Origin of the sequence: Phaeobacter gallaeciensis DSM 26640, assembly GCF_000511385.1 — a bacterium.
Taxonomy (GTDB): domain Bacteria; phylum Pseudomonadota; class Alphaproteobacteria; order Rhodobacterales; family Rhodobacteraceae; genus Phaeobacter; species Phaeobacter gallaeciensis.
This window is the reverse complement of sequence record NC_023137.1, coordinates 2,012,450-2,030,131: the sequence shown is the minus strand read 5'-3', so window position 1 is coordinate 2,030,131 and position 17,682 is coordinate 2,012,450. Positions and strand designations below refer to the sequence as shown.

Below are 17,682 nucleotides of genomic sequence, written 5' to 3'. Positions count from 1 at the left end.
AGGCAAATACAACAGGGCCGCCGCCCAGCGGGGCAGCGGCCTTTGATCTGTCCGGCGCTGAGGCAGGATCAGTGCAGCGGGCGGATTTTCAGCTCGGTCACGCGGTTGCCCTCGCGGGCGGTGACCTCAAAGCGGAAGTTGTGGAAGGAGAACACCTGTCCGACGATAGGGATGGTCTGGGCCTCGTGGATGACCAGACCGGCAATCGTATTGGCCTCATCATCGGGCAGTGACCAGTCAGTGGCACGGTTGAGGTCGCGAATGGTGGTGGCGCCATCAATGAGGTAGTTACCATCGCTGGTCTTCTTGACCACGGTTTCTTCATCCGGGTCGAATTCATCGGTGATCTCGCCGACGATTTCTTCAAGGATGTCCTCCAGCGTGATCAACCCCTGCAAGGTGCCATACTCGTCAACCACCAACGCAAAATGAGTGCGGGCGCGCAGGAACTGGCGCATCTGATCATCCAGCGTGGTGGTTTCCGGCACGAAGTAGGGCGGTTTGGTGACCGTGGTGATATTGAAGTTGCGCAGCAAGGAGGCATCACCATCGGGGCCGCCGATCTGGGCATACATCTCACGCAGGAGATCCTTGGCATGGAGCACGCCGATGATGTTCTCCGGCTCATCCCGGTAGACCGGCAAGCGGGTGTGGGGCGAGGTGAGGCATTGTTCGAGGATCTTCTGCGGATCCAGATTTGCGTCGATCATCTCGATATTGGAGCGGTGCAGCATGATTTCCTCAACAAAGCGGTCGGAGAGATCAAGCGCACCGAGGATGCGGTCCCGGTCTTCCTTCTCGACCACGCCTTCGGAGTGGCCAAGATGCAGCGCACCGGCAATTTCCTCGCGTACGGCCATGATGTGGCTGTCGGGGTCAATCCGCACACCGAAGAGGCGCAGGACGCCGCGCACCAGCAGACGGACAGCGCCCACCACCGGTGCCAGCACTGTCACCAGAATGCCAATCGGAGGCGCAACCGCAGCGGCGGCTTTTTCGGCGTTGGAAATGGCGTAGGTTTTGGGCAGCACCTCGGCGAAGATCAGCACCAGAAGGGTCATCACCAGCGTCGCCAGCGCCACGCCGCTTTCGCCGAGGGCACGGGTGAACAGCGCCGTGGCGAGCGAGGTTGCGAGGATATTGACCAGGTTGTTGCCCAGAAGGATCGAGCCGATCAGCCGTTCGCTGTCTTCGGTGACCGCAAGCGCGCGTTTGGCGCCGTTGGAGCCCTTGTCGGCCTGGCTGCGCAGCTTGCCGCGTGAGGCGGCGGTGAGCGCGGTTTCAGAGCCGGAGAAGCAACCGGAGAGCACCAGCAGGAAGACAATCGCGCCGGCGGTGGTCCAGAAGGTAGAATCGACAAAGGTCGTGGTGCTGTCCATCAGAGTCCCGAAAGAAATGTTGAGATCCCCATGGTTATGGGGTGCCTGTCGCACTGTCGCAAGAGGGAGGTGCCGAGCTGTCGCACCTTGAGGCGATTATTGGGGGCAATTAATCCGTGGCGTCGTCGTCACCCGGCTGCGGTGGCTTGTCTGATCCGATGTCTTTGCGGGCCAGCGGGTGATGTTCCAGCACCAATTCACTCAGGCGGGCGTCCAGTACATGGGTGTAGATCTCCGTCGTGGCGATGTCGGCATGGCCGAGCAGCGTCTGAATGGCGCGCAGATCAGCGCCGTTGGTCAGCAGATGCGTGGCAAAGGCGTGGCGCAGGGTGTGCGGCGAGACGGCCTCTGGCGGGAGACCGCCGGTGACCGCGAATTCTTTGATCAGCAGATAAAAGCGGTGCCGGGTCAGATGGCCGGATTTCCCGCGTGAGGGAAACAGGAAGCGTGAGGGCGCGGCGCCTTTGGCCACAGCGGCCTCCTCGGCGGCGTCGCGTGTGGTGAGCCAGGCTGCCAGCGCATCGCGGGCCGGGGGAGAGAGCGGCACCATCCGTTCCTTGCCGCCCTTGCCCAGCACCAGCAGCATACGGGGATCCCCCCGCGCGGCAGCGACGGGCAGGCCGACCAGTTCGCTCACCCGCATGCCGGTGGCATAGAGCAGCTCCATCAGACAGGTGTTGCGCAGACGGTCAGCGGTGCTGCGCCCGGATTGACGGGCCGCATCCAGAAGCCGGTCGACCTCGATCACTTCCAGCGTTTTGGGCAGCGCCTTCTGGCGGCCCGGTCCCTTGATCTGGATGGCGGGGTTGTCGCTGCGCCAACCCTCGTCGAAGGCAAAACGGTAGATCTGTTTGATCGCGGAAAGACGACGGGCGCGGGTGGCGCGGGCCAGTCCTTCGGCGTCGCAGGCGATCAGATAGGCCTCGATATCGTCGCGGGAGGCGCTGCCGAAGCTAAGCGATTTATGCCCAAGCCAGTTCGCCACATCCTTCAGGTCGCGACCATAGGCGAGCAGCGTGTTGCGCGCCGCACCAAGGTCGGCGGCCTGCGCATCCAGAAAGTTGGCAATCCATTGCAGATCATCCTGCGGGCCGTTGGTTGGCTGGGCGGCGGGTGGGGTCATGGCTGGGCGCGTTTCATACCGGGGACCGTCAGCGATGGTCCAGCAGCAACAGCTGGAGGGCGGCGCGGCGGGCGGTGTCTTCCAGCCCGACGGCGCGGAAAGTGGCCAGCGCATCGGTCAGATCACCAAGATTGCCGTCCGCCCCCTGCGCAAAGAGCTGCATCGAGCGCAGGATTGACTCACCCAGCTGGCCGTTGTCGAGCAGCCGTTGCAATTTGCGCGGAGCAGCACTGTCGGCAGCAAAGGCGGCGGCGATGGCCTGTTCGACACCGTTCCGGGCCAGCTCTGCAGTGGGTACCCCCTGCGCCACGGCGGCAACAAAGGCGCTGCGGCCGTGCGACGGGGGCGGGCTGTGAGAGGCGGTTTCATAGGTTGGGGCGAGCAGGCGAACGCGCCAGGCCAGATTGGCCGCCTGACCCTCCAGCGGGATGCGCGCCAGCTGATCGGCAAAGAGATCGGCAAAGGCGGTTTCGATCTGCGCCCTCTGCATGGCACGCCAGACTTTGGGCAGGGTCTTGCTAACCGCCTCGGCGCTGCCGGTTTCCAGTGCAGTTTCAAAACGTTGCAGTGCTGCAACCCGGTCCCAGATGCCACCGGAGGCCGCGGGGCTGCGTTCGGTGTAAAGCCCCAGAAGGTGATTGGGGTTCAGCGCACCGATCCGGGTCAGCCGCTCGGCGGCTTCAAGCTGGGCCTTCCAGCCCGCGATGTCGCGCAGATCTGCCGCCGCAAAGGCGCGCGGCAGGTTGCTGGTCGGGCGGCGCTCTCCGATGGTTTCATAGAGGCGGAAGGTCAGCGGGTCCGGGGATTTTGGCGCGCGCAGCGGTGGTGCGTCCTCAAACACATCGGGGTTCAGGAACCGGTCGAGAAGGTCGAGCTGGCGGCTGTCCACCAGCTCCAGCGCGTGAGCGGCCTCCAGCAGCAGCGCGGCGGTGGGCCAATCGCCAAGCCGGGCGGCGCAAAAAATCCGGGAGGCATAATCCGGCGCCAGATGCGGCCGATCCTGCAGCGCACTGCAGGCCTGCTGCTCGTCGCCGGTCAGCAGGGTGGCGTCAAACCAGCGTTTGAATCGTGCTTTGCTGCGGGTGGGGCCGGCCTGTTCGGCCAGCGCCTGTGCAGGATCCGGCGCGCCCAGATCCATCAGCCGGTCCAGCCGCGCCAGCAACAGTGTTTCGCCGCCCTCAACCGGTGGGCGGGTCTCCGACAGCAGCAAGGTGAACATCAGCGACTGCATCGCGGGGGATTTGCGCACCGGGACGGAGGCCAGCAGCGTGGCGAGCGCCTCGGCGTTGCTGCCACGCCAGAGATCGACGGGCAGGCCGGTGGAGGCTGGTTTGACCAGACCGATGGGCGCCACAAGGCTGGCCAGCGGCGTGACGGTCACCTCCGGGCGGCGGGCGGAGCCTGCGACGGGCGGTTCCAGCAGGACGGTGCCGGGCAGCCCTGCATCGGGCGCCGGTGTGGCCAGCCAGTCGATGGCGGCAAGCGGGTCGTCGGGTTTGGCTGCACCGCTGCCCGCGCGCGGGGTGCCGCGGGTGGTCGCCGTGCCGGGCGGCGCGGATTGCACCACAGGCGAGGCCGCAGGAGCGGCGGGCGTCTGGGCGGTGGCTGCAGCAGAAAGGCCGGATGTCGCGACACCAAGCCCCAGCACCAGCACCAGCATTTGTTTCAGCAGGCGATTTGGCCAGAAGGTTGCGCCGACAGAGGCGCTATCCGCCGAAGGAGCCGCCCAAGCCGACTCACCACACCGCTGTTTAGTCGGCATTCAGAACCACCGGTTTGCGGACTTCCGCAGTGGGTGCGTCGAAATCTGCCCCGAACCACGGCCCCACATAGGCATAGATCACCAGACCGATCGCTGCCAGAACAACTAAATAAAGTAAGTATTTGATCAATCGCCCCATGGGTGTCCCGCTCACTGCTTCTTTGGCTTTTGTGCAAGTTATATATGGCCTTTTTAGCAATATCACGTCATTCACTGAAGAATGAGCGAAAAAGAGCAAACACTCAGTGGCGCGGGTGACCGCCGGGTGCCCGGTGCGCTGAAAAAAACCATCGTGATGGTGGGCATGATGGGGGCAGGGAAGACGGCGGTGGGCCGTGCCTTGGCGGCCCGTCTGAAGGCCCCGTTTCTGGACAGTGACCATGAAATCGAGGCTGCGGCCAACCGCACGATTCCCGAAATCTTTGCCCGCGATGGCGAGCCGTTCTTTCGACAGAAGGAGCGTCAGGTGATCCGGCGGCTGCTGGATGAGGAACGCGGTGTGCTGTCTACGGGCGGCGGCGCGTTTCTGGCGGCGGAAAACCGTCAGATCATCTCGGAGCGCGGTGTGGCGATCTGGTTGAATGCCGACCTTGAAGTGCTGTGGAACCGGGTGAAACATCGCGACACTCGGCCGTTGCTGCGCACCGAGGATCCCCACGCAACGCTGTCGGCGCTTTATCATGATCGGGTGCCCTATTATGCGCAGGCGGATTTGACGGTGCAGTCGGACGGTCAGGCGTCGATTGATGAAATGGTAGACCGGGTGGTCGAGGCGCTGCGCGCCCGCCCGGATGTCCTTGAGTGGGTGTGACGGAGTGGGTGTAATGGAGCAGGCAATGCTGGAACGCAGCGTGCATGTGGCGCTGGGAGAGCGCGCCTATGATGTGGTGATCGGGCCGGATCTGTTGGCGGATGCGGGCGCGCGCCTGAAACCGATGCTGCGCCGTCCGAAGGTGGCGGTGCTGACCGATGAAACCGTCGCAGCGCACCACCTTGAGGGGTTGCGCGCAGGTCTGGCTACTGCCGGGATCGAGATGGATGCGCTGGCGCTGCCGCCGGGAGAGAGCACCAAGGCCTGGCCGCAGTTCAGCCGCGCGGTGGAATGGCTGCTGGAGCAGAAAGTGGAGCGCGGCGATATTGTCATCGCCTTTGGCGGTGGTGTGATTGGTGATCTTGCAGGTTTTGCGGCGGCGGTGCTGCGGCGCGGGGTGCGGTTTGTACAGATCCCGACGTCGCTGCTGGCGCAGGTGGACAGTTCCGTAGGCGGCAAAACCGGCATCAATGCGCCGCAGGGCAAGAACCTGATCGGCGCCTTTCACCAGCCCTCGCTGGTGCTGGCAGACACAGCGCTGCTGGGCACGCTGACCCCGCGCGATTTTCTCGCTGGCTACGGCGAGGTGGTGAAATACGGGCTGCTTGGCGATGCGGACTTCTTTGACTGGCTGGAGGCGCAAGGCCCGGCGCTGGCGGCGGGTGACATGGCTGCACGGGTCGAGGCGGTGACACGCTCGGTGCAGATGAAGGCGGATATTGTCGTGCGCGATGAGACCGAGCAGGGGGATCGCGCGCTCTTGAACCTTGGCCATACCTTCTGTCATGCGCTGGAGGCGGCAACGGGCTATAGCGACCGGCTGCTGCATGGCGAGGGCGTTGCGATTGGCTGCGCGCTGGCGTTTGAGCTGTCGGCGCGGCTGGGGCTGTGCAGTCAGGAAGATCCGAGCCGGGTGCGGGCCCATCTGAAGGCGATGGGCATGAAAACCGATCTGGCCGATATTCCCGGTGAGCTGCCGGATGCCGAGGCGCTGCTGGCGCTGATGGGGCAGGACAAGAAGGTGGTCGATGGTCAGCTGCGCTTTATCCTCGCGCGGGGGATCGGTCAGGCCTTTGTCACCGGTGACGTGCCGGGGACGGCGGTGCTGGATGTGCTGCGGGACGCATTGGCTGTGAAATAGTCGCTTACCCCGTAGCGCTCCCCGCAGTTTGAGAAAGCGACGGAGCCAAGGTCTTTCCAAGCCAGCAGTTTATACCCCGTGACATGGCAGGAGCCCCCGCAGAATGCGAGGGCTCCTGTCGTTTATCGTGGTCGGGATGAGAGGGCTTTACGCCACCCAGGATTCGTCGTCCGGATCGTCGAATCTACCCGCATCGGAGAAATCCGATGCGCCCTCGTCGGTGCCCGCCATCTGTGCGGCCATTTCGGCATCGCTGGCCATCGCTTCCGGTGTCGAGGAGGTGGGGGGACCGTCCAACTGGAAGGCGCCGATCATGGTGTTCAGCTCGCGTGCCTGCTGGAACAGCTGGGTCGCGGAGGCGGTGGTTTCTTCGGTCATGGCAGCATTTGTCTGGGTCATCTGTTCCATCTCGCCGACGGCATGATTGACTTCGCTCAGCTGTGACGACTGCGCATCCAGACCCTTGGCGATAGAGACGATCAGCTCGGAAATCGCGCTCACCTGGGTGCTGACATCAGCCATTGCCGTCCCCGCAGAGCCAACAAGGGTGGAACCGGTATTCACCTGCGACGAGCTGCGGGCGGTAATTTCGTCAATCTGCGACACCGCATCGGAGCAGCGCTGCGCCAGTCTCTGCACCTCGCTGGCGACAACGGCGAAGCCACGACCGGCCTCTCCTGCGCGGGCGGCCTCGACCCCGGCATTGAGCGCCAGGAGATTGGTCTGGAAGGCGATGTCCTCAATCACCTTGGTGATCTGGGAAATCTCATCCGAGGAGGTGCGGATCTCCTGCATCGCGGTCACTGTTTTCTGCACGATCTCTTCACAATCGTTGACCTTGTCCTGGGTGGTGCCTGCGATGGTCTCGGCGTCCTTGGCGTTGCGGGCGGATTCGCCGACGCTGGTGGTGATTTCATTCATTGCATGGGTGGAGCGTTCCAGCGCGGCGGCCTGCGATTCCGTTCGGCGGGACAGGTCATCCATATTGGCGGCAATCGTCTGGCTGTCATCCCCCACCGACAAGGCAGCGCTGCGCACGGTGTCCATCGCGTCCTGCAGTGATTGAGCTAGATCGTTGAAGTCCATCCGCAGGCTTTTGAAATCTTCGGGGAATTCATCGTCCAGTCGGTAGATGAGCACCTTGTGACTGAGCTGGTTGAGGGCATTGGCGATGGCGTCGGAGACCTGTTTCTGCTCGGTCATGGCGCGATCCAGCTGATCGTCGGCGGCGCGTTTTTCAACAGCATGCCCGCGCAGGATGTCCGCCTGCCGGGCGATATTGCCGATCGCATCCTTGCGGGATTTTCCGGAGATATCGACGTCCAGATCACCGGAGCTGATCTGCTCCAGCGCGCCCGTCACCATTCGTACACCGCCGGCGATATCGCGGGCGATTGCCATCGCGGCAAGGCTGACCAATACAAGAACCACAGAGAGGCCGGTCAATGTCTGGTAGAAAGCGTTGTTATTGTAGGCATCGAAGGCCTGGAAATCGGCTATGAGTTCGTCGCGGATATGGGTCTCGACGTCTTTGACGACGGCAATTGCGTCAGTGGCGATCTTGAACCACTGCTCCGAAGTGATGTTTTCAGGCGCAGCATTGGCGAAGATTTTCTCGCGGATCTTGGCGAAGGTTTGATAGATCTCACCTTCAGCGCGTTCATCGAAGAGGTGTACGCTCTTGCTGTCCGAGAGTTCGTGGAACACGCGCATTCTCTCTTTTGACTGCAGATACGATATGGTCATGCGGGTGCGCAGCTGTTCGCTCCAACCATTCGCAAATCCCTCGGCACCGACGGCGCGTTGAATGCCATAGGCATCCTTGGCCATCTGAAAATAGGTGAAGGCCATTGCGCGCTCTGCCAGCTCAGTATCCGGGACGAGCACTTCGAACGCGAGGGCGGTTTCCAGAAGATGTATGTTCAGATCGGTGTAGAAATCGATCATTTCGGGCGCGCTGATGCTGCGGTTTTCGATCTGGGTGCGGACGCCGTCCAAGGCTTCCAGCTCCTCATGGGCGAGGTCGACGAAGATACGGGTGTTCTCATGCAGTTGTGAAAGGTCTGCGGTTTCCATCACCTCAAGCATGTGGATGCGCAGATCCTGTGCCTTTTGGCGCTGATCGGTCAGCGCCTGCGGGAAGGCAGACGCATCACCGGTTAGAAACGCCGAGGACATGCCGCGTTCGAGCTGCAGGTTGTGGACGAGTTCTTCTACAGTGATCATGATGTCCTGCGTCAGACTGGTGTCAAAGCTGGCGCGTTTATTCAGCGTGTACAAAACGGCTCCGGACATCCCGATGATGATCAGAAGGGGAACTCCAACAAGGGTCAGGATTTTGGTCCGGATGGACATCTGCTGTAACAGGCGGGTGATCATACTCGTAGCTCCGGGGTAACGTTATTACTCCGCAAAACGCTAAGTTTGAGATGCTAATAGAATGTGTATTTGAAGCAGTCTTGAGCGTTTAAAATAGAAGATGCATTCAAAATACGACTATTTTAAAGGTAAGTGACGCAGCGGGAGGTGCTGGGTCTATCCTTCTTAGAAAACAGGGCTTTACATCAAAAAAGTGCAGGTCCTGGCGGTCCTGCACTTTTTTTGATGTGTTTGTATCGGAGCGTTACTGCCCGGATGAAAAGACGATTCGCGGTTAGAACGGGATCTCGTCATCGTCAATGTTGTGCGAGGCGCCGCCCTGACTGCCACCGCCAAATCCACCGCCCTGATTACCGCCGCCCTGGCCGCTGTCGTAGCCACCACCGCCGCCACCATAGCCGCCGCCGCTGCCACCACCGTAGCTGCCACCGCCGCCGCCCTGGCCGCCGTCATTGCGCCCGTCAAGCATGGTCAGCGTGCCGCCGATTCCCTGCAGGACGACTTCGGTTGAATAGCGGTCCTGGCCACTCTGGTCCTGCCATTTCCGGGTCTGCAACTGGCCTTCGATGTAGACCTTGGAGCCTTTGCGCAGATATTGCTCGGCGACGCGGACCAGACCTTCGGAGAAGATCGCAACCGAATGCCATTCGGTTTTTTCGCGCCGCTCGCCGGTGTTGCGGTCTTTCCAGGTTTCCGAGGTGGCGATCCGCAGGTTGCAGACCTTGCCGCCGTTCTGGAAGCTGCGCACCTCGGGATCACGGCCGAGGTTGCCGATCAGGATTACTTTGTTGACTGAGCCTGCCATGGGTCTGTCCTCTTGGTCTGGTCTTTACTGAGGCGCGAAATTCCGCAGTGCGGGAGGTGCCAGACATCCCATACCGCGGTTTCAGCGTGCCCCGTTGGGGTATGAACTCTCTCCGGTCCGAATCTGGTGGCGCCGGGTTGGCGGCCACAGTACCGCCCAAGGTCGCCACATGAAAGTCGGCTGGCCCGGATATCTGGGATCATCCACAGATTTTGCGCAGGCGCGCCGTGGGGCAGGGCGGTGGCGGACGAGAATATGCGAAGGTGCTTTTCTTTTTAGCCAATCCGGCTATAGTTTCGCGCAATCAAGGACAGGGAAACCGGGGACGGGGCAAGGCGTTTTTAATGCGTAAACTGTTGGTGGGGGTTGCGGTGACCGGGGTTCTGTCGGGTCAGGTTGCAACGGCAGATATGTTCAGCACAAAGAGCCAGCGCAAGCTGTTTGCCTCGCAGGCGCGGGTGCTCGATGAACGGGCGTCTGGGCAGTATAAAAACTCAATCCGCCTGCAGCCGCCGACCATTCACACACCGTCGAAATACGGTAGCCTTCCCTATAGTGGCAAATACCGGGGCAAATATCTGAATGTCGCGCGGGCGGCAGCTCAGAAACATGGCGTGCCCGAAGATCTGTTCCTGCGATTGGTGCAGCAGGAAAGCGGCTGGAACCCGACGGCCAAATCTCACAAGGGGGCTTTGGGTCTGGCGCAGCTGATGCCTGCCACCGCCAAGGCGCTGGGGGTGGATGCCTCCGATCCCAAGCAGAACCTGGAAGGTGGCGCGCGCTATCTGGCGCGGCAATATCGCAAGTTCGGTTCCTGGCGTCTGGCGCTGGCGGCCTATAACGCAGGCCCTGAGGCGGTGCGTAAACACGGCGGCGTGCCGCCCTACCGCGAAACCCAGAATTACGTGAAGAAGATCTGGGGCAGCTGATATCTGCGCTTGAGACCGTCGCGAAAACATGACCATGGTTCGTGGGTAGGATATGATCCCTTGCGACGCGGTCTGCGGTGCAATCTGTCCTGATGTGGCGGGTATTTCTTCTGATCATCCCTGATCTTTTACCGTCGTTTTGGCGACAGATTGCCGATTGCGCCGGGGATCGGCGTTAATCTGCTGATAATCTTCCTTAATGCCGCGTTAACTCCGCCTGTCTGCCAGAAAGTTGCCTTAATCTCTTGGCACCTAGTGGGAAGCTTCAGAAGAGGAATATCCCGGTGTCTTTCAAACGCTTTGACGAACGTCTTACCCAGATGCAGTGGCAACCCCAGTCCGGGCCGTCGCCACAGATCGTTGACAGTGTGATGGCCGACCGTCCGCCACTGGCGGTGCGAGGGGTGGAGTTCACCTTGGCCGGTGCCATCCTGGGAATCCTGATCGGGGTTGGCCTGAAGGGGATTTATACCCCCGGCGCGCCCTGGGGGCCGAACACCGGCCTGACAGGTCTGCTGATTGGCGGCGCCTCCATGGCTGGCGCGGGCCTGTCACTGGCGCTGGCCGCCTATGCCGTGCTGCGCCGTCACGACATGCCGCGCCTGATGCAGTTTGCGTCAATGAACCTGCTGATCATCGTGATGCTGCTCTTGGGATAACCCGCGAGCAGCCCACAATTGATGACAGGTCAAACCGCGCCGCCGATCACTCGGCGGCAATTTTAATGACCGGCTCCATTTGGCCGAGATCGGCATCGCTGAGGTGGCATTTCACCTGATGGCCGCCCTCCAGGGTGCGCACCGGGGGCACCTCCCGCTCACACAGTCCACCTGCCACTTTGGATTTCCAGCGACAGCGGGTCTGGAACGGGCAACCTGAGGGCGGGTTCATTGCCGAAGGGATATCGCCCTCCAGAACGATATGGCGTTTCTCCACCTTGGTATCGGCGATCGGCACCGCGCTCAGCAGCGCCTCGGTATAGGGGTGATAGGGCGGGGCGAAGACCTGATCGGTGGTGCCCAGCTCGACCACATGGCCCAGATACATCACCATTACCCGATCTGACAGGTAGCGCACGATGCTGAGGTCATGGGAGATGAACAGGAGCGTTGTCTTCTCCTTGCGCTGGATTTCCATCAACAGATCGGTGACCGCTGCCTGAACCGACACATCCAGCGCCGAGACGGGTTCGTCGGCGACCACGATGCGCGCGCCACCGGCAAAGGCGCGGGCAATGCCCACGCGCTGCTTCTGCCCGCCGGACAGCTGCCGTGGCATCCGGTCGGCAAAAGCGCGGGGCAGTTTCACCAGATCCAGCAGCTCCAGCATGCGCTCCTTGCGCGCGGCGGTGCTGTCACCGATGCCGAAGATCTCCAGCGCGCGCATGATCTGCCGACCCACGGTCATCGACGGATTTAGCGTGTCAAACGGGTTCTGGAACACCATCTGCACATCAGAGACGGTGCGGGTGTCGCGCTGCTCAATCGGGGTGGCCTCGATGTTCTTGCCATCCAGCTGGATGGCACCGGCGGTTGCGGTTTCCAGCCCCATCAACACCTTGGCGAAGGTGGATTTGCCGCAGCCCGACTCGCCGACAATGGCGAGTGTCTCGCTCTCGCGGGCCTCAAAACTCAGGGTTTCATTGGCCTTCACCACTTTGCGCGCGCCGCTGTCAAACAGCGCATTGGCCGAGACCTCATAATATTTGCGCAGATCGTCGATTTTAAGAACAACCTCGCCAACCTCGGGTTTTTCCTTCTGCTCACCGGCTGTGATTGGCGCGTTCCAGTCGACTTCATCATGGCGCAGACAGCGGGTGTGATGGCGGTCATTGCCATGCACGGGCACCATCGGGATGTCCTGCGCGTCGCAACGCCCGGCCTCGAAATAATCGCAGCGCGGGCCGAAGTTGCAGCCGGGTGGGCGCTCATGCGGGAGCGGAAAATTGCCCGGGATTGCAACCAGTGGGCGCGCGTTCTTATCCGCGCCAGGCAGGGGGATGGATCGGAACAGCGCCTGTGTGTAGGGGTGCTGCATCTCGTCAAACACATCATGGATGGAGCCACGTTCCACCGCTTCACCAGAATACATCACGCAAAGCCGGTCGCAGGTCTCCAGCACCAGACCAAGGTTATGGGAGATGAACAGCATCGACGTGCCGTATTTCTTGCCCAGATCCTTGACCAGCTCGACCACGGCGGCCTCGACTGTCACATCCAGCGCGGTGGTCGGCTCATCCAGGATCAGCAGAGCGGGTTTCGACATCAGCGCCATGGCGATCACGATGCGCTGCTGTTGGCCGCCGGACAGCTGATGCGGGAAGGAATTGAGCATCCGTTCGGGATCAGGCAGGCGCACATCGGTGACCACCTCAAGGGCGCGTCGGTAGGCCTCTTCCTTGCTGACACCCTCATGGATCATCGGCACTTCCATCAGCTGTTTGCCGATCTTCATCGCCGGGTTGAGCGAGGCCATCGGCTCCTGATAGATCATCGCGATTTCATTGCCGCGCACATCGCGTAGCTCATCCGCGGACATCTCCGCCAAATCGCGGCCCTTGAACTTGATTGAGCCACCAACAATGCGGCCGTTCTTGCCCAGATCCTGCATCACACCCAGCGCCACGGTGGATTTGCCGCAGCCGCTTTCACCGACCAGCCCTACGGCCTCACCGGGCATCACCGAGACGGAGAAATCCATCACCGCAGGAATTTCCCGCAGCCGGGTAAAGAAGGAGATCGACAGTTTGTCGATTTCCAGAATCGGGCCGTCATACTCTGCGAGTTTGGTCATCTTGGTCTCCCTGGAGGGCTGGTTGATGCCAAAGAGGCATCTTCTGGCTCCAAATATCTCGGGGGTCCGGGGGCAGCGCCCCCGGAGAGGGTCATATCAGTCGCGCAGGCTTTCTTCGCGCAGGCCATCCGCCAGCAGGTTGAGGCCCAGAACGAGGCTCAGCAGCGCCAGCGCCGGTGGCAGCGGCGGATGCAGATAGATCGACAACAGCTTGCGCCCGTCATTGATCGTGCTGCCCCAGTCCGGGCTTTCCGGCGGCAGCCCCAGCCCGAAGAACCCCAAGGTCCCAAGGAGGATCGTGGTGTAGCCGATGCGCAGGCAGAAATCGACGATCAGCGGGCCACGGGCATTGGGCAGGATCTCCCACAGCATGATGTACCAGGGGCGTTCGCCCCGGGTCTGGGCGGCGGCGACATAGTCGCGGGTTTTGATATCCATGGTCAGGCCGCGCACGATGCGGAACACTGTCGGTGAATTCACAAAGACCACAGAGACAAAGACCACCAGAATACCGCCCGGCACGTCAAAGAGGTCCAGTGGCCAGAAGGTGATCTTTGACCCGGCCTCATTGATCAGCGACAGATAGGCGAGGAGACCGGGGACCAGCACAATGGCTAGCCAGATGACATTGTGCTGTGGTCGGGTGCGAAAGCGCGAATGGATCAGCACCGCGATGAAGATCAGCGGGAAGGCAAAGAGCACCACAGCAATATATTGCGGCAGCCCGGTTTCAATGATCTCCGGTGTGACCAGTAGGTAGAACAGCAGGATCACCGGGAAGGCCAGGATCAGGTTGGCAAGGAAAGACAGAACCGTGTCCCATAGGCCGCCATAGTAGCCCGCAGGCAGCCCCAGGGTGATCCCCACCATGAAGGCAAAGAGCGTCGCCAGCGGCGCGATCTGCACCACCACCCAGGCGCCATCAATCAGGCGGCTGAACACATCACGTGCCAGGTTGTCGCCACCCAGAAGATACCAGGCCGCGATACCTGCATCGGCCTCGGCGCCGGGTAGCGGGGTGCCGGGCAGCTTGTTCTTGAGGCCGGAAACCTGCGCCAACGGGTCATGTGGTGCAATCAGATCCATCGCGCCAAGCACTCCGGTAAAGACCCAGAACATCACCAGCGCAAAGCCGATCATGCCGATGGGGCTGTCAAACAGTTTCCCGTAGAGACCAAGCCGCCGCTTGTAAGTGATAGAGACGGCAAAAAGCGCGACCAATGCGATCCAGACAGGCAATAGCAACTGCGCCATGGCTCCGACGATGCCCCCAGACGCGCCGAACACGATGCCAAATACAATGTAGATGAGAACCAGTCCGATCACCGCGAAAAAACTGTAACGTACGGCGACACCGGCCAGCACATCGGGCGTGGCGGCGAGACTGGCGCTGCGGTGAGCATTCACTGCCATGGTGGGACTTGTGGTCACAATACTGAGCACAAGCCAGGCGACCACAGAGGCGGCAAGCGCCACCAGGGCAAGCATCAACACAGGGGTGAGAAAAGAGAGGCTCCCGGTCCAGCTGAGAGGGTCCATAGTGCGTTCCTCCTTCAGGAAATCCGGATACGGGGGTTGAGATAGACATAGCCGATATCGGAGATCAGCTGAGTGAGCAGCACCACGACCACGGAGACCACGGAAATGCCGAGGAGAAGTTCGATGTCATTGTTGCCTGCCGCCTCGACCAGGGCCCAGCCGAAGCCTTTGTAGTTGAACAGCGTCTCCACGATCACCACGCCATTCAGCAGCCATGGGAACTGCAGCATGATCACGGTGAAGGGGGCAATCAATGCGTTGCGCAGGGCGTGGCGCATGACAATTTTCGGAAAGCTCACGCCCTTCAGCCGGGCAGTGCGGATATATTGCGCAGTCATCACCTCGGTCATGGAGGCGCGGGTCATCCGGGCGATATAGCCGATCCCATAAAGGGCGATGGTCAGCACCGGCAGGAAGAAATTCTCAAAATTGGCATCGTTCATCGCAGAGGTCGCCGTGCCCTTGAACCATTTCAAGCCAACCGCTGAGGAGGTGAACACCGCGATGAAGATCACACCAGATACATATTCTGGGGTTGCGGTGGTCAGGATGGAGGCGGTGGAAAGGGATCGGTCGGTGACAGAGCCTTCGCGCATACCTGCCAGAACACCGATCAGCAGCGCCGAGGGCACCATCAGGATCAGCACCCACATCATCAGGAAGCCGGTATTGCCCAGCCGGGTTTCGATGATGCTCCAGACCTCATCCTTGAACCGGGTGGAATAGCCCCAATCCCCTTGCAGCACGCCACAGAAACGCGGAGCGGCGGCGGCCTCCTCAGCGGATGCAGCACCGGTGATGCAGCGCCCGGTGATCCCCTCATCGGTGACGGTGGTCCAGCCCGGCAGCACGCCCAGCCACTGGCCGTATTTCACTGGCATCGGTTGCAGGTAGCCGTTCTTGTCGAGCCAGCTGGCGACGGCTTCGTCCGACATACGGAAGTTGCCTTCCGTCTTCGCCAGTTTTTCGAGGTTCGGATAGAGATTGGTCAGAGTGAACACGATGAAGGTGAGGCAGAGCGCCGTCAGGATCATCACGCCCGTGCGGCGCAGAATGAAGAGTCCCATGAAATGTCCTGTTGGTCTGTCACGCAGAGCGAAGGCCGCGGAGAGTCAGATATACTGCGCCTGCTTGGCCGATTTGGCCCTATCGGCCAGCTGTGCGTTTGGGCTGACAGCCTGCCCCGAAGGGGGCAGGCCGGTGGCTGATTTGACCCGGACAGATCAGGCGGACCAACCCCATTTGTAGTGGTGATGCTCAAAGGAGATGTGCATGTCCGCACCGCTGACACCTTCGCGCATGTGGCGATAGAGCGAGCGCCAGTAGGGCTGGATGGTGACACCTTCATCCTGGATGATGGCTTCCATCTTGCTCATGACCTCGCGCCGTTTGTCGGCATCGGCAATGGACAGTGCTTCGGCCAGCAGCCCGTCGAATTCCTCGTTGGACCAGCCGAATTCGTTCCAGGCCTCACCGGTGCGATAGGCCAGCGCGTGGATCTGCACGCCCAGAGGGCGGTGGTTCCAGTTGGTGGAGCTGAACGGGTATTTCACCCAATCGTTCCAGAAGGTGGAGCCGGGCAGAACGGTGCGTTTCACCTTGAAACCGGCGTCGCGCAGCTGTGCGGCCACGGCGTCGGTGGTGTTCTTGCGCCAGTCATCATCGATGGAGATGATTTCATGCTCGAAATCCATCATGCCGGCTTCTTCCATCAATGCCTTTGCCGCGGCAGCATCGACCTTACGTGCGGGCAGTTCGGCGTATTCGGGATGGATCGGACCAACGTGATGGTTTTCCGCAGGCTGGCCGCGACCGCCATAGCCGAGCTCCAGACAGACGTTATTGTCAACCGCCATAGCGATGGCCTGGCGCACGCGCTTGTCGGCATAGGGCTTTTTGCCGTCCACTTCCGCCAGTTGGTTGGGGCGAACCACGATGGTGGACATGGTGACCACTTCGGACTTCACATACCCTAGGCCGTCCATCACGTCGATGAATTCACCAACCGATTCATACAGCATGTCGACTTCATCCGATTCCAGCGCGGCCAGCCAGGAGGAAGAATCTGTGCCAAAGTCGGTGTATTCGATACGATCTAGGGCAGGGCGGCCAAAGACCTCTTCGCCCCACCAAGTGTGATCGGGATTGCGATCCAGCGCGGCCTTAACGCCAACCTCAAGTTCGCTCAGAACATAGGGACCGGTGCCCACATTGGCAGTGAAGTCATCGGTTTGGAAGCTGGAGTGAACAATCGCCGCCGGGTAGTCTGCCATGCCAGGGATCAGTGAAATATCGGAGGTTGGCAGGTTCAGGCGCACGGTGTGGCTGTCGACGACTTCGATTGCGCCCTCAATGGCCTTGTTGGTGTTCCCGTCCACAAGTGTGCCGAAACGACCGGCCATGGAGTTGCCTTCCATGTCTTTCTCGCACCAGCCTGCGATATTGCGCGCGACATCTTCGGCGGTGAAGTCATCGCCGTTGTTCCACTTCACGCCCTTGCGGACATTGAGGGTGTAGACGGTGGCATCATCGTTGATTTCCCAGCTGTCAAGCAGCATGCCCCGCATGGAGCCATCGTTGTTGTATTCGACCAAATACTCCATGGTGCCACGGGTCAGGTTGCCCATCTGCGACCAGTCATAGGTGCGCGGATCTTTCAGTGGGCGGACTTCCATCTGGCAGCGAATGGTGCCGCCTTCTTTCATGTGACCTGCGGCCTGGACCGGGCTTTCGAGACCGATCAGCCCGTAAGCGGCGGAGGCGCTGACGCCGAGCGCGGTGGCGCGGGTCATGAATTCGCGTCGGTCCATCTTCCCAGCAAGGGTTTCTGTCGCATACATCTTTGCCGCCGGGTGCAGATCGGTCCCGGTGATGGTGTCTTTTGTCATGTGGCTCTCCCTGTTGCACCGCAAGATCTTTTCTTCTGGGATGGCGGGTCAGTCTTTCCGACGGATGCCGTTTGTGGTGCTGTGTTCAACGATTGTTTCCCCGTTTGGCCATTCGGCCCCAGAACGAGGGGTA

At 61.1% G+C, this 17,682-nt stretch carries 14 protein-coding genes; 4 read left to right on the top strand and 10 right to left on the bottom strand.

Annotation, left to right across the window (positions count from 1 at the left end; genetic code table 11):
- Positions 1–68: 68 nt before the first annotated feature.
- The 4 genes from GAL_RS09740 to GAL_RS22660 form a co-directional block, all read right to left on the bottom strand.
- Complete coding sequence (locus GAL_RS09740; RefSeq protein WP_024097416.1) at positions 69–1,379, bottom strand: HlyC/CorC family transporter; 1,311 nt, start codon at positions 1,377–1,379, stop codon at positions 69–71.
- A 109-nt stretch (positions 1,380–1,488) separates the two neighbouring features.
- The gene (locus tag GAL_RS09735) at positions 1,489–2,502 is read right to left on the bottom strand and encodes a site-specific tyrosine recombinase XerD (RefSeq protein WP_024097415.1); all 1,014 of its coding nucleotides are present in this window, start codon (positions 2,500–2,502) and stop codon (positions 1,489–1,491) included.
- A gap of 28 nt (positions 2,503–2,530) precedes the next feature.
- On the bottom strand, positions 2,531–4,264 hold the full coding sequence (locus GAL_RS09730; protein WP_024097414.1) for a hypothetical protein: 1,734 nt from the start codon (positions 4,262–4,264) through the stop codon (positions 2,531–2,533).
- Positions 4,254–4,403, bottom strand: a complete 150-nt coding sequence (locus GAL_RS22660; RefSeq protein ID WP_024097413.1) for a hypothetical protein — start codon at positions 4,401–4,403, stop codon at positions 4,254–4,256. The genes GAL_RS09730 and GAL_RS22660 overlap by 11 nt, the downstream gene beginning before the upstream one ends.
- Positions 4,404–4,484: 81 nt before the next feature.
- Here GAL_RS22660 and GAL_RS09725 point away from each other — a divergent pair, with 81 nt between their 5' ends.
- Together GAL_RS09725 and aroB are read left to right on the top strand one after the other, a co-directional pair.
- Positions 4,485–5,075 carry a shikimate kinase gene (locus GAL_RS09725; RefSeq protein ID WP_024097412.1) on the top strand — a complete coding sequence of 197 codons (591 nt, stop codon included), beginning with the start codon at positions 4,485–4,487 and terminating at the stop codon, positions 5,073–5,075.
- A 28-nt stretch (positions 5,076–5,103) separates the two neighbouring features.
- Positions 5,104–6,216: a 3-dehydroquinate synthase gene (aroB, locus tag GAL_RS09720; protein WP_040104128.1), complete on the top strand. Its 1,113-nt coding sequence runs from the start codon at positions 5,104–5,106 to the stop codon at positions 6,214–6,216.
- A gap of 147 nt (positions 6,217–6,363) precedes the next feature.
- Here aroB and GAL_RS09715 read toward each other — a convergent pair whose 3' ends face one another.
- Positions 6,364–8,595 carry a methyl-accepting chemotaxis protein gene (locus tag GAL_RS09715; protein ID WP_024097410.1) on the bottom strand — a complete coding sequence of 744 codons (2,232 nt, stop codon included), beginning with the start codon at positions 8,593–8,595 and terminating at the stop codon, positions 6,364–6,366.
- A 274-nt stretch (positions 8,596–8,869) separates the two neighbouring features.
- The gene (gene ssb / locus GAL_RS09710) at positions 8,870–9,400 is read right to left on the bottom strand and encodes a single-stranded DNA-binding protein (protein ID WP_024097409.1); all 531 of its coding nucleotides are present in this window, start codon (positions 9,398–9,400) and stop codon (positions 8,870–8,872) included.
- A gap of 344 nt (positions 9,401–9,744) precedes the next feature.
- Here ssb and GAL_RS09705 point away from each other — a divergent pair, with 344 nt between their 5' ends.
- Both GAL_RS09705 and GAL_RS09700 read left to right on the top strand, forming a co-directional pair.
- Entirely contained in the window at positions 9,745–10,329 is a 585-nt protein-coding gene (locus GAL_RS09705) for a lytic transglycosylase domain-containing protein (RefSeq protein WP_024097408.1), read from the top strand.
- Positions 10,330–10,613: 284 nt separating this feature from the next.
- Positions 10,614–10,988: a hypothetical protein gene (locus GAL_RS09700; protein ID WP_024097407.1), complete on the top strand. Its 375-nt coding sequence runs from the start codon at positions 10,614–10,616 to the stop codon at positions 10,986–10,988.
- Between the two features lie 46 nt (positions 10,989–11,034).
- On the opposite strand, the gene GAL_RS09695 is transcribed toward GAL_RS09700, so the two are convergent.
- From GAL_RS09695 to GAL_RS09680, 4 genes are all read right to left on the bottom strand, one after another.
- The gene (locus GAL_RS09695; RefSeq protein ID WP_024097406.1) at positions 11,035–13,122 is read right to left on the bottom strand and encodes a dipeptide ABC transporter ATP-binding protein; all 2,088 of its coding nucleotides are present in this window, start codon (positions 13,120–13,122) and stop codon (positions 11,035–11,037) included.
- 96 nt (positions 13,123–13,218) lie between these two features.
- Positions 13,219–14,661 carry an ABC transporter permease gene (locus GAL_RS09690; RefSeq protein ID WP_024097405.1) on the bottom strand — a complete coding sequence of 481 codons (1,443 nt, stop codon included), beginning with the start codon at positions 14,659–14,661 and terminating at the stop codon, positions 13,219–13,221.
- Between the two features lie 14 nt (positions 14,662–14,675).
- Positions 14,676–15,728, bottom strand: a complete 1,053-nt coding sequence (locus tag GAL_RS09685; protein WP_024097404.1) for an ABC transporter permease — start codon at positions 15,726–15,728, stop codon at positions 14,676–14,678.
- A 156-nt stretch (positions 15,729–15,884) separates the two neighbouring features.
- Complete coding sequence (locus GAL_RS09680; RefSeq protein ID WP_024097403.1) at positions 15,885–17,549, bottom strand: ABC transporter substrate-binding protein; 1,665 nt, start codon at positions 17,547–17,549, stop codon at positions 15,885–15,887.
- Between the last annotated feature and the right edge of the window lie 133 nt (positions 17,550–17,682).

What these genes read in the sequence shown, in the direction of transcription:
- ssb (WP_024097409.1), bottom strand. Translation starts at nt 9,400, where the DNA reads ATGGCAGGCTCAGTCAACAAAGTAATCCTGATCGGCAACCTCGGCCGT.
- GAL_RS09680 (WP_024097403.1), bottom strand. Translation starts at nt 17,549, where the DNA reads ATGACAAAAGACACCATCACCGGGACCGATCTGCACCCGGCGGCAAAG.
- GAL_RS09705 (WP_024097408.1), top strand. Translation starts at nt 9,745, where the DNA reads ATGCGTAAACTGTTGGTGGGGGTTGCGGTGACCGGGGTTCTGTCGGGT.
- GAL_RS22660 (WP_024097413.1), bottom strand. Translation starts at nt 4,403, where the DNA reads ATGGGGCGATTGATCAAATACTTACTTTATTTAGTTGTTCTGGCAGCG.
- GAL_RS09695 (WP_024097406.1), bottom strand. Translation starts at nt 13,122, where the DNA reads ATGACCAAACTCGCAGAGTATGACGGCCCGATTCTGGAAATCGACAAA.
- GAL_RS09730 (WP_024097414.1), bottom strand. Translation starts at nt 4,264, where the DNA reads ATGCCGACTAAACAGCGGTGTGGTGAGTCGGCTTGGGCGGCTCCTTCG.
- GAL_RS09735 (WP_024097415.1), bottom strand. Translation starts at nt 2,502, where the DNA reads ATGACCCCACCCGCCGCCCAGCCAACCAACGGCCCGCAGGATGATCTG.
- GAL_RS09715 (WP_024097410.1), bottom strand. Translation starts at nt 8,595, where the DNA reads ATGATCACCCGCCTGTTACAGCAGATGTCCATCCGGACCAAAATCCTG.
- GAL_RS09725 (WP_024097412.1), top strand. Translation starts at nt 4,485, where the DNA reads ATGAGCGAAAAAGAGCAAACACTCAGTGGCGCGGGTGACCGCCGGGTG.
- GAL_RS09690 (WP_024097405.1), bottom strand. Translation starts at nt 14,661, where the DNA reads ATGGACCCTCTCAGCTGGACCGGGAGCCTCTCTTTTCTCACCCCTGTG.
- GAL_RS09740 (WP_024097416.1), bottom strand. Translation starts at nt 1,379, where the DNA reads ATGGACAGCACCACGACCTTTGTCGATTCTACCTTCTGGACCACCGCC.
- GAL_RS09685 (WP_024097404.1), bottom strand. Translation starts at nt 15,728, where the DNA reads ATGGGACTCTTCATTCTGCGCCGCACGGGCGTGATGATCCTGACGGCG.